The organism is Rhizobium sp. BK512 (assembly GCF_014194915.1).
Classification (GTDB): Bacteria; Pseudomonadota; Alphaproteobacteria; order Rhizobiales; family Rhizobiaceae; genus Rhizobium.
The window spans coordinates 34,901-47,851 of sequence record NZ_JACIAS010000001.1 but is presented as its reverse complement, the minus strand read 5'-3'; the positions used below and the strand labels follow the sequence as shown (position 1 = coordinate 47,851).

Genomic DNA, 12,951 nt, shown 5'->3' with positions numbered 1-12,951 from the left:
TCGACGGCACGACATTTACGGGCGGGTCCGCCGATACTTCGCTGGCGATTGGTTCTTTTGATACATCGCTTGGACTTACTCTTGGGACGGGACCTTGGTCGTCGTATTTTAGCGGCGACAACACAATGAATCAGGCCTTCTTTAACGGCCAGCTATCTGATGCGCCGCTCAATACCCATGACGTGATTGCCGACCACCTCAGCATTTATGGAGGGAACGGCGATAATCATATCGAAGTGACCTGGGCAAATTTCGCGAACATCCTCACTGGTGCCGGCAATGACTACATCAAGGTCTATGAGGGTCTTAACGCCTTCATCAATGGTGGGGCCGGCGCTGATATAATGATCGGCGGAAACGAGGCCGACACCTACGTCGTTGATGATGTCGGCGATCAGGTTATCGATCTTGGCATAGACTTTGGTTTAGGCGGTTACGATACCGTCAGCACAACGCTGCTAACCTACACACTCGGTACCAATATCGAGAACCTCAATTTGCTCGAGGGCAATGCTTCAGGCTACGGCAACGACCGCGACAATCGTATCTCCGGAAGCGATGGTAACAACATCCTCAACGGCTTCGCGGGCGACAACACGCTTGACGGTAGAGAAGGCAACGACACATTCCTCGTCACGAGCGATCACTCCCGCAATTTCATCACCGGCGGTACTGGCGATGACGTGCTGGTGTATAAGCAGGGCCTTGGGGGAGGAGAAGACCCTATGGCCTTCGTTCATGGTCAATCGGCATATTTTGACGGCCAGAACGGCAACGACTCTGCCGCGCTCGACTTCTCCCTCGCCCAGCACATCACCGCAACTGCAACCGGCAGTATGGTCATCTATGACATCCTCGGCGCCGACGGCTACCACTCGACCGTTTCGCTGACCTCGGTGGAGCGCGTGACGATCGTTGGTTCATCAGGCAGCGACACGTTCTACGGCACATCGGGCAAGGACTGGATCGATGCCGGCGCCGGTGCGGACAGGATCTATGGTTCGGCAGGCGACGACGGTTATGTCTTCGACAATGCCGGCGATCGCGTCCTCAACGAAGCAGCGGGCGGCGGCACGGATACGATCTGGGCCTCGGTCAGCGTCAATCTCAACGACAACGCCTATGTCGAAAACCTCCGGCTGTCCGGCACTGCCATCAACGGCATCGGCAACGGCCTTGCCAACATGATCACCGGCAGCGCCTCCGCCAACATCATCGCCGGCGGCGCCGGCAATGACAGCCTTTACGGCAAGGGTGGCGCCGATACGTTCCATTTCAACGAAATGGGCGCTGCCAACAAGGATTCGATCTGGGATTTCGATGCCGACGACAAGATCTCGCTCGGCTCCGTCTTCACCGGCCTCGACAAGGACAATAACGGCGTTGTCGATGACGATGCCTTCCTCGTGCTCGTCAAGAACGGTCCGAAGGTCAGCGGCGATCATGCGGTGCTCACCTATAATGCCGCCACCGGCGTGCTTTCTTACGATCACGACGGCGCCGGAAAGGATGCCGCCCAGGACATCGCCTTCGTCGGCGTCAACAAGACCTTCTTCGACCATAGCGATATCCTGATCAACAGCTCGCTCCTGGTCTGAGAAACGAAGTTACCGCATCTGAAACGGCCGGTTTTTGCCGGCCGTTTTTCGTTGCGCGACGGGCGGTCGAGGGCAGTCGCCAAACCACCGCGTGCAGCGGCACGAGTTTTGCAAGGTTACCGATATGTTAGTTGGTCGGGAACCAAGCGTAATGAAATGGGACACTTCTGCATCGTTCGATCCTGTCATCCTTGTCTTCAAGGATGGAAACAGGCGTTTGATTGTCCGAACGGTCGGGGAAGCCGCCAACGCGCTGATGAGGGAATGGCCGTCCGATGACGGGGAGGAGTTCCTGGCGGCCGTGAAGGCCTGCCTGGACGTGATGACCGGCAGGGCTGATCCTGACCAGCTCAGGGGCGCCATCATCCGGGCCGCGGACGAAGCGGGCGTTACGGCCCTTACCGTTCTTCACTGACCAGAGGGAACGCGCCGGCGATTGACTGATAGCGGTGAAGGGGGTAGGGACCCGCCGCCATGCTCAGCCTTATGAGGTGGTATGGGGGAGGCCCGGTCAGCACGAGGGGTCGGGTCTCTGCCTGCCCTACATATTCCGGCGAAACCCGCTTGAAAATCCGCGATCACAAATTATCTCGAATCCCGATTTCCATAGTGGAGGGATCGAATGATTGAACGTCACGTAAGCGGGCGCGATCAACCGATGACATCGGAAGACCTCGCCATTTGCCAGCGCGTACTGGATGCCGTGAAGGCGGAATTCCAGCTTGACAAGGATGACGAGGAGACGGTGCGCATCGCCGCGATCACGATCGAACTGTACCGTCAGGGCGTCCATAATTTCGATCAGCTGAAAGCGCTGGTATTTGCTGCCAGAGGCAAGGGCTGACGGGAACTTTCCGGCACCTTTGCAGTCTATAGCGGGTGGATCGCGCGGCCGATGCGCGTCTCCTTGACCCTTCAATCGCTTCGGCCGTGCGGTTCCACCGTTCCTCACGGAAGCTTGCCCGCTTCGGCGGCGGCTAAAGGTAGGCGTCGGCCACTTGCTGCAGGCTTGATGCAAGAGTTGATACCGGACACCCTTGCTGTTATTGCGGGTGATCGCCACAGATGCGGCACGCGGTGCCCGCTTTTCTTATGTCAATTGACTATAGCTTTGTAGATGGGCCGCGAGGCGGGCTCACCTTTGATTTCATTCCTTGCGCGCACGATTTTCTCGGTCAATTCAGCCATGATCGCTTAAACCCGGCCGAATTCAACATACGAGAAGAAGCTTTCTTGCTCATCGAAGGCTTGGTAGCCCGTTCCTTCCCTGATTGGTCGAAAGCCTTTCGTCACTGGGGCATCACATGGATAGGGCGAGATACTTGGCTAGACATTCTCGCTCGACTTGACGAACTCCGTCGCGACGTGAGGGGGAATGTGCCCTTCAGTGCGATAGTCGGCAGGTACGCTCTATATGCGGGATTGATGCCGCGTAAACATAAATTCCATCGGAAAGCCCTGCTGACCTTCCTTGACCGGTTCGAAGAAAGGGTGCGGTCGGTGATCCAAGACCATCCTTATTTGCTGATCAGCGGCATTTAACGCGCAGCAATGCGATCCCACTATGTCAGACGTCGATCACGCTACCCTTGAGGGCATTGCCGATCTCGTTTTGGAAGTGCCTATTCGAACAATCACGTTCGGATGATCGTCAACGATAGATTGCCGTGGACGGCCGATCGAAAGATGGACGCCTGCATAGGCGTTGCGGGAAGTGAGGCGTTCCGGTTCAGGCATCCGGGCACGATCCGGGGCAACATTCGGCTCGGACTCAGGCTCAGACATTTGCCTACCGCCAGCGCGGCGGGATTTTTGATGCTGATCGAAAAGCGAATGAAGAGCGAAGAAATGCAATTCCGCTACGGTTATGGTGGCGTCCCCATGTAGCGCTTGACACAACCGAGCACTCGGCAGTCAGGATGGATGAAATCCGCAAATAACGCATGGCCTGCGCGTCGGTCATGGATTTCGGTCAATGTGTGACCGGCACACCGGTTACGCTGATCCTCGCCCAAGATGATGGTGGCATGTGGGACTTTAGTCCGATTGAAGATGGCGATCGGCGCATTAATTGTTCCTCCACTGATGCCTCCAGAGTCAGTACGAAAAGGGTGTCTCTCCCTGACCGGAAGCGCCCTTTTCAAATCCTTCTCCTGAGATGCCCGCCAAACACCCCTTGGCGGGCTTCGTTGAGGCGCGGATGGCGCCGCCCGCCGACGATCTGCGGCGGGCATTGACCCCCAGACAGGCAAAAAAGGGTGGGGCGGCAGGTATTTAACCTTACCGGTTGACCTTGATCAGACTTTCTCCCGAGCGCGATGCATTGCGCGATTTACGTGAAATTTGCAGCCTGATACCGCTGCCTCACGGTTGAAGTTTCCGGAGTGAGATGGAATGAGCATCGAGCAGTTATTTGAGGAAGCAGCAGAGCTCGAGCGGCTTTTTGAAGAAGAGCCGCAAGTTCACGACATCGACGAGCTGATACAGGCCGCTGTTGTGACCAAGCGCGAGCTTTCAGAGGGCAGGATCGTCAAGGAAGCGATTTCGCCCGGACGCGCAGACATGCGGGAAGGCGGGGCTGGGTCCATGAAAGATGAGAGCCAACCGACACCTCGCTCCCGCCCGAAGGCCGGCCCGCAGCCCGTCGTTCGCCGAGCTTCTGCCGCATCCGTTGCCTGGCATGCGGGCGTCGCTTCCATCGCAAGGCTCTTCGGCAGGAAGGCTCTGGCCGGCAGATGTCGGTAGGAGTGCCGGGATCGGTCAGCTGATTTCAGCGGTGCTGCGAGCCGCCAGGCAACGAGGCTGCGAGCATGTCGAGAATGTTCGACTATTACGAGGCGCCACGACGCAGACCTGAATATGCCAGCCGAAGAAAGTATCCAATTGCAAGAGCAATGACCGGTCTCGAATTTCACAGCGGCTAGATTGCGGGGCGTTGCCGGCGGCTGACGGTGAGCCAAGAGTGCCCGGTGAGGCACGGCTTCATATCAGTGGAACTTTTCGAGAAGGACGATGCTCTCGCCAGATCTTCCTAGCCATTCAGATGCCCCGTAAGCGAAGCCTCCCGAATACTCATCAAGAAAAATCCTGTCCTCCTTAGCGATACTGGGGCGCGCGAACCGCCAAAACGCTTTGAAATCCTCGTTGGAAATCCAGTTTAACGGTGACCCGAGACTGGCTTCGACACAGCGGACCGGCCCGGTCTTAACGATCAAATCCACTTCTTCGAGCGTTAAATCTCGGAGCTTCGTGCCAAAGAAGCCGTCGTCATCCCACAGCTGGTCGATTGGCATTTGGCGGATTTTTGAACGTGCATTCATCATGGGGCTAGCTAGAGGTCTTCACGTTCTACTGTCAATCGATGATCGGGCGGTGGATCTACAGATCGCCGCTGGCGACTACTGACGAAAAGCGCTGGAGTAGGTTCGCCTTAGGTCGTGTTGACAAAGTCTTACCTAGTCGGAGCTTGACCCTATGAGAATGCTTGCGCCCGCCTTCCCGGAGATAAGGTAGGCGAAGTCCCAAAAAACAGGGTATGCGGGGTGTCCGCCCTGCAACCAAAATGATTCAGTGGTGCTTGCAGCATCTACAAGATTGCGAACCTCGTCTTCGAGAACCCCCATTAAGGCGAGCAACCTTTCGGATTGCATTGTAGCAGCCGCTGGACCAGCGCCATTATCGCCCACGTAGAGCAGCGCATCTTTCAGATTGGGCCAAACGGATGCTTTTTCGACCTCTTGGATACCGCCGAGTGTTGCATCTGCCCCCAAGACTGTTTTGATGATGATGTCTTTGCGGGCTGGCTTCAGCAAAGGCACTTCAAAGTATCGCAAGAAAACCTCATAGTTGCAGGCATCTGCGTTCAGCGTCTTGGCGATTTCTTCGAGAACTTGGTGATCCATCGTATTTCCAGGATTGTGGTGCAGGCTCTAGCGTGTGTCATCAGATTGCATGGATTCCTACGGCACTCAAATTATGATTCAACGCTGCCGTTTAGGAGGCAGTGATGGCACGTGGAGACCTGAGCGACGCGGAATGGCAGATCGTCAAGCCGCTTCTTCCTGCAGAGCGTGGACGTAAGTCCCGCCCCTCCCATGATAGTCGCCAGTTCATGAATGGGATGTTGCATGTGCTTCGGGTGGGCGCCCTCTTGGCTTTGTCCTGACGGGCGGCGAAACTTCCGACTATCTCGCAGTTGCCGATCTTCTCGCAATGCCAGTGAACAGGCCTCGTCGTCTCCTCGCGGACAGGGGATATGATGCCGACAGCATCCGTCAAGAGCTTCTAATTCACGGCATACGACCGGTTATTCCACCTCGCGCAGGGCGCAAGAACCCTCCTGGTTGCGACTATCATGCTTACAAGGACCGTAATCGCATCGAACGGATGTTCAATCGGATGAAACAGTTCCGCCGGATCGCAACCCTCTACGACAAGACCAAAACGTCATTCGCCGCATTCCTGACGATAGCGGCGGCAAAGATATGGCTGCCTTACTTTGTCAACACGACCTAGTTTAGCGTCTCGATTGCAATCTAACGCGTTTTATTGCGGTCTCCACGCAGAGACATGTCCACGCGAAGCCGCTGCAAACGGCGATCATAATAGTAAGATAAAAAAGCAACGGTTGTTCCGCAGCCTTGATGACGGAAGTCTTAGTATGCAGTTCCCCTTCATACAGCCACAGAAGCGGGATGCTTAGCGGCACAGGACAAAATACGAGGGCGCCGGCGATCACTAACCGGGGCCAAAGGTTTTCAATCAGACCTTTGCATTTGCCCTGCAGAGCTGCTCGCCTTGACACAAGTTTCTCCTGTCGCACAGCATGGGCGCTAAGCTGCTTGCCGGCTAGTATAAAACGCACAGCTTTACACATCAATTGACGTCGAGGGAGTTCGCTGAACAGTATCCGCCGGGGTCGTACGTCTACTCTCCAAATCTGCGCCGCGAGGATTGACTCCCCAGAGCATTTTTCGAGCTCTTAATGATGAGCTTATGCCGCCAATTCCCAAGCCGTCCTCGGACTGCCAATCTTGCGAATGACCGGCGCCCCGATCTTGGCAACACCTGTTCCGCCCGTATTGCACAAGTGCCTCAAGATCAGCAGGTTATCGAGCCGGATGTTCGTCATCGTCAGCCCCGTCGGCAGCAAGAGTTTCGAGCCGCAGATGAGGGAACGTCCACGCCCGCCGATGTAGTTGCCCGTCGTCCAGCCGCCGCCGGTGACGGTCACCGTGTTGCCGATCTGGACCGGGCCGCGGATGGAGCTGTCGAGGTAGTCCCAGCCGGCCCAGTCGTTGAGCTCGACCGGGATCTGGATCTCCAGCCAATCTCCGGCGACGAGACCGAGCGTGGCGAGGCTGAGATTGGCAGGAAGGCCATAGGTCACGGTATGAACGGCAGCCGCGTCATTGACAGGCGTGATCGTAATGACCTGCTTCTCGTTTCCTGTCGCCAGCACTTCCTTGCTGCCGACATAGGTCGAGGTGCCGGTGCCGCGCACCAGGCGCATGCCGGTGGCGACATCGCCGGTGACGTTGGTCTTGGCGCCTGTGGTGCCGGGCGTGCCCTTCGGCGGGAAGATGTTATAGGCGGCGAGCGGGTCGAGCGAGCGCGTTTCGCCGGCCGAGACCATGCCCTGAAGGATCGGCAGGAGAATGTCCGATCGTTTTGCCATCAGGTCGGGCTTGGGGTGAAGGCCGTCGACGAACATGGCCGGCGAGATGCCCGAAGCCGGACCGTCGAGCGCAAGCGTGTTGCAGAGCATGACGCCTTCTCGGCCCGACTGCGCTACGATCCACGCGTTGATGCCGTCGAGAATGCCGGGCCAGGCGGGATCGTCGGTGCCGGGCTGATCGTCGAGCGTGCTGGTCCAGCTCAGCGTCTGCAGGATCACGTAAATGCCGGCATCGACGATGCGCTGCACCTGGGTGTCGAGGTCCGCAACGATCTGCGCAAGCGTCCGGTTTCGGACGATATCGTTATAGCCGATATCGATATAGACGATGTCGGGCTTCTGGCCGAGAGCATAGGCGGTGCGCGCCAGCGTGCCGGGAAACTGTGCTTCGAGGCCGGGAACGGGGAAGAGGCAATCGCCCGATTTTCCGCCCATGGCGCCCGAGAAGGCGGCAAAGGAACTCGGCGCGAAGAAGGGGTGGGCGAGCTCTGCGAACATGTCGAGGTTGAACCGGCCATCGGCTGCCTTGATCCAGGAGAGGACGGTTCGGCCATTCTCGTAGAAGCCGGTATGGCCGTTCGTTGCCGTCTGCCCGGCAGTATAGGTCTGCGCAGCGCCGAGGCCGATGAAGCTGTGGCCGAGGCCCATGACCTTGGCGCCGGCTGCGAGCGGCAGGGCCGGCAGCGGTACGGCGATATTTGCGCCCTTCACGGGAATGACCGGCGCATTGCCGTAGAGGCTGCGCCCATCCGATATCATGACGGCGCCGAGCACGGGCAGGTCGTTATGGATGGTCGCGCCATCGCTGATGATCTCGACACCGAGAACGAGCTTGTTGTCGGCAAAGAGGATGCTATCGCCCACATCGCGGATGCCGATGACAGGACGGTTGTTGAACATCTGCGTGCCGTCGGCGACGATGACGACGCCCTGGACGCGCTGCATATTGTAGAGTTTCGCCATCGGCACTGTTCCTCGCTCAACAGAAAAAGAGCGGCCAAAGCCGCTGCAGCATCGGCCCGAAAACCGGATGCGATTTTGGGAAGCCGGATGCGTCAAATAGAAAGCTGGAGCCGTGTTTCCTGCGTGAGCATGAACGCACGGCGCTCCAGAGGTGGCCTGTCGAGCGGGTGTCAGTCGCCAGGCTGGGAGGAGTTCCGGATTTCCGGCGGCACCCAGTCCGGGGCGGGCCCGCCAAGCGCTTCCTGCACGCCGTTGCCATCAGGCTCGGGAGGTGCGGCGGGCCTGGCGACCGGCTTTTTACCTGCCGGTTCCGCTTCCGCCTTGCCGCCGGCCTTGTCGCCGGATCGGGCGAGCCGCACCCATGTCGGGCGGCGTTTTTCGTCCTTCCAGAGCGCGTCCGGCAAGCTGAAACGCTCGCCGGGTTCGCGCCGGATGCTGCCGAAATAGCCGCGCTCGGTGGCGACGACATCAACCATGCGAGGGAACCCCAGCCGTGAAGCCGGCGGTGATCTTGCCCGTGGTCGGCGCAGTACCGGTCACTGTGTAGAGCAGGCGCAGGTAGAGCTCATCGGTGCCGCGCGGGATATGGCTCGGCGGGATGATCTTGCCGGCCTTGAGATCGGCGAGGTTGAGGGTCGTTGTGATGACGGCCTTTGGCGAGGCGAAGGCCTCGTTATCGTCGGTCTGGATGGTGACGGCGAGCGACGTCAAGTTGTTGAAGCCTTCCACCACCTGCATGAGGAAGGGGATCGGTTCGCCCTTGCCAATATCGCGGGTGAGGCCGGCCTTGATCGGGCCGAGATTGATAACATTGGTGCTGGGGCCGGTTGCGGTGATTACCTGCGCGTCCGAAAGCAACGTCTGCCGGTCGAAAATCATGAGAAGTGCCTTTCACGAAAAAGAGGGTTGCCTGCCGCTCGTCACGGCAGGCTTGCGAGAGACGATCAGGCGAGCGCCGGAACGGCGGCTTCGGTGTTGAGGATGGCGTCCGTCTCGCGGATCGGGATGCCGCGATAGAACTTCACTTCCTGGCCTTCGACGAACTGCGTGGTCAGGTGAACGGTGTTCTGCCGGTCGGAGGTCAGCGCGCGGTCCGAGGACTGCACGTCGAGCACTTCGAGCACATCCTTGTTCATGTAGATGGCGATGCGGCTCGCCTTGGCGTTCAGGCGGCGCGACTGCAGGCGGTAGTAGCCCTTGCGCAGGAGCGACCAGAGATCGACCGTGCCGGCCATCATGTCGGATACGTCGATATTGGCGACGCGGGCATTGTAGCGCCAGTCCTTCACGGCAGCGCCGATATGCCAGGTATAGAGCGTTTCCTTGGCATAGTAGGGGTCGCCATTGGCATCGAGCACGCGCTGCTCGCCCTTGTCGTCGATCTTGACGCCCGCCTTGGTGCCCTTCGGGTAGAGCAGGTGGGTGGCATGGTCGCCCCAGGTGACGAACCAGATCGAGGTATTGTCGGCCCCGGTGCCGCCGCCATTGACCACCTGGTTGGCGATGTTCGGCTGGGCGACATTCGGCAGGTTTGGATTATAGGCGGAGTAGCGGGCGGACAGGCCCTTGAACTTCTCCGGCGTCGTCGCCGTGTCGTGGTAGAAGAGGCCGGAGGCCATTTCCTGGCTCAGGGACTCGATGAAGGGCATGGTGTCGACGAGGCGGGCCTTGGCCTTGTCGGGTGCGAGATCGAGCAGGCGCATGTCGATTTCCGAGCGGGCATGCACGAAGCCGGTCGTGTCGTCCACCTGCTGCATTGTCGCCTTGGACTGCTTGATGCCCTGGTAGAGCCGGCCCCAGGAGACCGAGGGCAGGCCGGTGCGCACCATATGGCGGTGCACGGCATCCATGTTGCATTCGACGGCCATCGCGTCGTCGAGGATCGGGTTCTGCTGGGAGAGAAGCTCGATGACGGCGCCTTCGGCAGAGCCTTTGAATGCGTCAACGAGGTTGGGGTAGTAGCTGCCAATGGTGGCCATGTCTTATCAGCCCTTCGGTGCGTCTTTGGGAAACATCAGGTGCGCGGTTTCGGCTTTCCTGCCGTTTCCGCCCGCGCCGCCATTCGGTGGGTTGTCCTCCTGGATCATCGATCCGACCTTTGCGAAAATTCTGATCATCTCGGGGTGGTTGCCGCCGCCGCTGGAATTGAGATATTCGCGCAACGCCGGGGTGCCGAGGCGGGAAAGCGCGCGTTGCGCCGAGCCCACGGTGCCCGTCCATTTCGCGCCGCCGATCTCGCGGTCCTTGCGGGCTTCGTCGGCCCAGCCCTGCACGCGGCCGGCCCAGGCTTCACCCGCCGCCTTGCCGCGCCGGCCCTGGATCTCGATGAAGCGATCGGCGAGCTGCTGTGCCTGCCGGTTCGTCAGGCCGAGAGTGTGAAAATCGGGGCCGAGCGCGTCGATCAGTTCCTGATCCACCTCGATGCCCTCGGGCATGGTCAGGGCATAGCGGCCATCGTCAGGCACGCGGTCGGCAGGGTCGTCGCCGGTCTGATCGGTGGTGTCGTTCCGGTTTTCGGTCGTACCATTGCTGTCCCTATCACCATCCGGTGATGGCGCATCCTCGGGGAAGAGAACGCTCTCGGGTGCAACATCTTCGCCGCCGCCGCTGCCATTGCCGCCGCTATTTGGGCCTTCGGCACTCATCGCCATTTCCGGCCTGCCGATCCTAAGCATCAACGTCATGTTCTTCGCCTTCCTCGCTTGCGGCGCGGCTTGCCGCCGCTGCCTTGTCGTTTGCCTTGAGATCCGCGATCGCCAGAAGCAGGCGCGGATAGAGCGTCGGGTCGATGCGGTCGAGCTCGGCGATCAGCCGGCGACCGACGCCCTGCTTGCCGAGCGTGTAGTGCGTGGCGTTGACGAGTTCGCCGGCATAGGCCTCCTGGTAGATCGCGCATTGTTCCAGCATCCAGAAGAGCACGCGCTTTCCGGATGCGCTGGCGAAGACATCGCGGAAGGCCGCGGTGATTTCGTCTCGTCCCAGGTTTTGGGGGATGGATGGTTGATCCTTAAACTGCTCCATCAGGCGAGACCCAGCTGGCGCAGCAGGGCCGCGCCATTCGGGTTGTCATTGGCATCGGCCAGCACCTGCGCCGCCTTGGCGCCCTGGTTCAGCGCGGGCGCCACCTGCGAGGCCATCTGTGCGGTCTGCGCCGCCTGCATCTGCTGTGCCCGCTGCGCGCGGATCGCCTCCACCTTGTCATCGGCAAGGATCATCGAGGGCGGCGCGCCGATCGCATCGAAATAGAGATCGATCGCCTCGTCGACATCGAGCTTGTCGAGCGCTTCGGGCTTCACCGCCGAGACCTGGCCCATGAAGGCGACGCCGCGTTCGATCGCTCCTGTCGCCACCGCCTGCTGCGCCTGCGCCAGCGTGGAAATATATTCGACCTTCAGCTCCGTGCCCTGCAGCTCCGGCGGGGGCGGTGGCAGCTCGTCGCGGGCGGCAAGAATATCGAAGGTGCGGTCGATGGTCGGTCCCAGCTGGTCGCCGAAGACGTTTTCGAGCACGGGGCCAAGCTGCAGCAGCTGCTCTTCCTTGCGCTGGGTCAGCTCGAACTGGTTGCGCGGCTGCACGCCTTCCATATTGGTGATGGCGAAGAAGAGATCGGCAAAGAAGGTCTTCTCGATGCGGTTCTGCACTTCCTGGATGTCTTCGCGCAGCTCCATCAGGCTGAGGTTCACCTCCATCGCGGGCCGGAAGCCCTTGCCGGTGGGGTCATCCACATAGTTCACCGCACCCGGCAGCAGCGAGGCCGGGCTGTTCTGCATCGAGGTCGGCGCGTTCATCGGCGGGCGCACTTTCTTGTCGATGCCTTCGAGCTTTCGCATCTGCTCCAGCTGCAGCATCCTGATATCGCCGAGCGCCTTCTGGCCGGGCGAGAGCGCATAGTGATCGTCCTCGGACAATTCCCAGGCCGGCGCGATGATGGGGTTGCTGTCGAAGCCGCTTTCCTCCAGCAGTTCCGAACCGATCTCGTCGATCCAGTAATTGGACAGGTACGGCTTGTTGCGCTTGTCGATCAGTTTGGGGTCGCGGTCGTGGCGCGGCTCGATGGCGTGGTAGACATCGAAACATTCGCCATATCTGGAGCTGTCATAGAGGCTCTTTACCCGCTCCGGCACATTGTCGTAGCCGAAGCGCTCGATGATGCGCTGCACCGACCAGCGGAAGGTCCGGTAGAGCGTGGTCGCCTTGCCCTTGTGATCGCGGGCGATCCAGAAGCGGCCATGCACCAGCTGCTGCACGCGGATGACGGTCTCTTCGTCTTCCACGAGGATCGCCACCGACTGGCCGAACTGGCCGAGATCGCCATAGCCGATATGGAAGGCGCGGTAGAGATTGGAGGCGGCAAAGACCTCGCGCATCTTGTCCTGCACGGCGGCGAGATAGACTTTGACGGCGTCGAGCTTCTTCAGATCGGGATCGAATGTGGTGAGGCGAAACCAGGGGCGGGCGGGCGAGGTCAGGCCCGAATGCATGCCCGATTTCAGCGTCTCGTAGGCATGGGTGCCGGTGCTGTCGACGATCTTGTCGCGCGAGCGCGGGCCTTCGCGGCCGGAATGCAGCCTGAGGCGCGTCGGCTCGATATGCTCGGCGAGCGCCCGCCATTCGGCCTCCCAGGGCTGGCGAACCTCCTTCAGCTCATTCAGCCGGCGGCGGTGATAGGCAATCTGTGTCTCGTTGTCGCGACGAGGATTTTCCATTGATCTC

The 12,951-nt window shown here is 59.8% G+C and carries 16 protein-coding genes; 7 read left to right on the top strand and 9 right to left on the bottom strand.

Annotation, left to right across the window (positions count from 1 at the left end; all coding sequences use genetic code 11):
* The first annotated feature begins 125 nt into the window (after window positions 1-125).
* The 5 genes from FHX06_RS00290 to FHX06_RS00270 all read left to right on the top strand — a co-directional run bounded on the left by FHX06_RS00290 (window position 126) and on the right by FHX06_RS00270 (window position 4,343).
* The gene (locus FHX06_RS00290; RefSeq protein ID WP_246715453.1) at window positions 126-1,598 is read left to right on the top strand and encodes a calcium-binding protein; all 1,473 of its coding nucleotides are present in this window, start codon (window positions 126-128) and stop codon (window positions 1,596-1,598) included.
* A 151-nt stretch (window positions 1,599-1,749) separates the two neighbouring features.
* Complete coding sequence (locus tag FHX06_RS00285) at window positions 1,750-2,013, top strand: DUF982 domain-containing protein (protein WP_018115841.1); 264 nt, start codon at window positions 1,750-1,752, stop codon at window positions 2,011-2,013.
* 207 nt (window positions 2,014-2,220) lie between these two features.
* On the top strand, window positions 2,221-2,442 hold the full coding sequence (locus FHX06_RS00280) for a hypothetical protein (protein ID WP_112543187.1): 222 nt from the start codon (window positions 2,221-2,223) through the stop codon (window positions 2,440-2,442).
* A 221-nt stretch (window positions 2,443-2,663) separates the two neighbouring features.
* Window positions 2,664-3,140 carry a hypothetical protein gene (locus FHX06_RS00275; RefSeq protein ID WP_183877624.1) on the top strand — a complete coding sequence of 159 codons (477 nt, stop codon included), beginning with the start codon at window positions 2,664-2,666 and terminating at the stop codon, window positions 3,138-3,140.
* An 852-nt stretch (window positions 3,141-3,992) separates the two neighbouring features.
* The gene (locus tag FHX06_RS00270) at window positions 3,993-4,343 is read left to right on the top strand and encodes a hypothetical protein (RefSeq protein ID WP_183877623.1); all 351 of its coding nucleotides are present in this window, start codon (window positions 3,993-3,995) and stop codon (window positions 4,341-4,343) included.
* 242 nt (window positions 4,344-4,585) lie between these two features.
* Here the strand turns inward: FHX06_RS00270 and FHX06_RS00265 are convergent, their stop codons facing one another.
* Together FHX06_RS00265 and FHX06_RS00260 are read right to left on the bottom strand one after the other, a co-directional pair.
* Window positions 4,586-4,921, bottom strand: coding sequence for a hypothetical protein (locus FHX06_RS00265; protein WP_183877622.1), 336 nt, complete (start codon window positions 4,919-4,921; stop codon window positions 4,586-4,588).
* 132 nt (window positions 4,922-5,053) lie between these two features.
* Entirely contained in the window at window positions 5,054-5,500 is a 447-nt protein-coding gene (locus FHX06_RS00260; protein ID WP_112543190.1) for a hypothetical protein, read from the bottom strand.
* Between the two features lie 104 nt (window positions 5,501-5,604).
* Here FHX06_RS00260 and FHX06_RS35505 point away from each other — a divergent pair, with 104 nt between their 5' ends.
* Window positions 5,605-5,763 carry a transposase gene (locus FHX06_RS35505; protein ID WP_246715452.1) on the top strand — a complete coding sequence of 53 codons (159 nt, stop codon included), beginning with the start codon at window positions 5,605-5,607 and terminating at the stop codon, window positions 5,761-5,763.
* Window positions 5,760-6,113 (top strand): transposase, encoded by a 354-nt coding sequence (locus FHX06_RS00255; RefSeq protein ID WP_246715478.1) that lies wholly within the window; start codon window positions 5,760-5,762, stop codon window positions 6,111-6,113. The genes FHX06_RS35505 and FHX06_RS00255 overlap by 4 nt, the downstream gene beginning before the upstream one ends.
* A gap of 478 nt (window positions 6,114-6,591) precedes the next feature.
* Here FHX06_RS00255 and FHX06_RS00250 read toward each other — a convergent pair whose 3' ends face one another.
* The 7 genes from FHX06_RS00250 to FHX06_RS00220 all read right to left on the bottom strand — a co-directional run bounded on the left by FHX06_RS00250 (window position 6,592) and on the right by FHX06_RS00220 (window position 12,944).
* Complete coding sequence (locus FHX06_RS00250) at window positions 6,592-8,238, bottom strand: SGNH/GDSL hydrolase family protein (RefSeq protein ID WP_183877621.1); 1,647 nt, start codon at window positions 8,236-8,238, stop codon at window positions 6,592-6,594.
* Window positions 8,239-8,408: 170 nt separating this feature from the next.
* Window positions 8,409-8,714 carry a hypothetical protein gene (locus FHX06_RS00245; RefSeq protein ID WP_113115975.1) on the bottom strand — a complete coding sequence of 102 codons (306 nt, stop codon included), beginning with the start codon at window positions 8,712-8,714 and terminating at the stop codon, window positions 8,409-8,411.
* Complete coding sequence (locus FHX06_RS00240) at window positions 8,707-9,117, bottom strand: Bbp16 family capsid cement protein (protein WP_113115976.1); 411 nt, start codon at window positions 9,115-9,117, stop codon at window positions 8,707-8,709. Before FHX06_RS00240 ends, FHX06_RS00245 begins: the two co-directional genes overlap by 8 nt.
* Before the next feature lie 65 nt (window positions 9,118-9,182).
* Window positions 9,183-10,217, bottom strand: coding sequence for a major capsid protein (locus tag FHX06_RS00235; protein ID WP_018115848.1), 1,035 nt, complete (start codon window positions 10,215-10,217; stop codon window positions 9,183-9,185).
* A 6-nt stretch (window positions 10,218-10,223) separates the two neighbouring features.
* The gene (locus FHX06_RS00230) at window positions 10,224-10,922 is read right to left on the bottom strand and encodes a hypothetical protein (RefSeq protein WP_183877620.1); all 699 of its coding nucleotides are present in this window, start codon (window positions 10,920-10,922) and stop codon (window positions 10,224-10,226) included.
* On the bottom strand, window positions 10,906-11,259 hold the full coding sequence (locus FHX06_RS00225) for a hypothetical protein (protein WP_183877619.1): 354 nt from the start codon (window positions 11,257-11,259) through the stop codon (window positions 10,906-10,908). Before FHX06_RS00225 ends, FHX06_RS00230 begins: the two co-directional genes overlap by 17 nt.
* Entirely contained in the window at window positions 11,259-12,944 is a 1,686-nt protein-coding gene (locus FHX06_RS00220; protein WP_183846511.1) for a portal protein, read from the bottom strand. Before FHX06_RS00220 ends, FHX06_RS00225 begins: the two co-directional genes overlap by 1 nt.
* Between the last annotated feature and the right edge of the window lie 7 nt (window positions 12,945-12,951).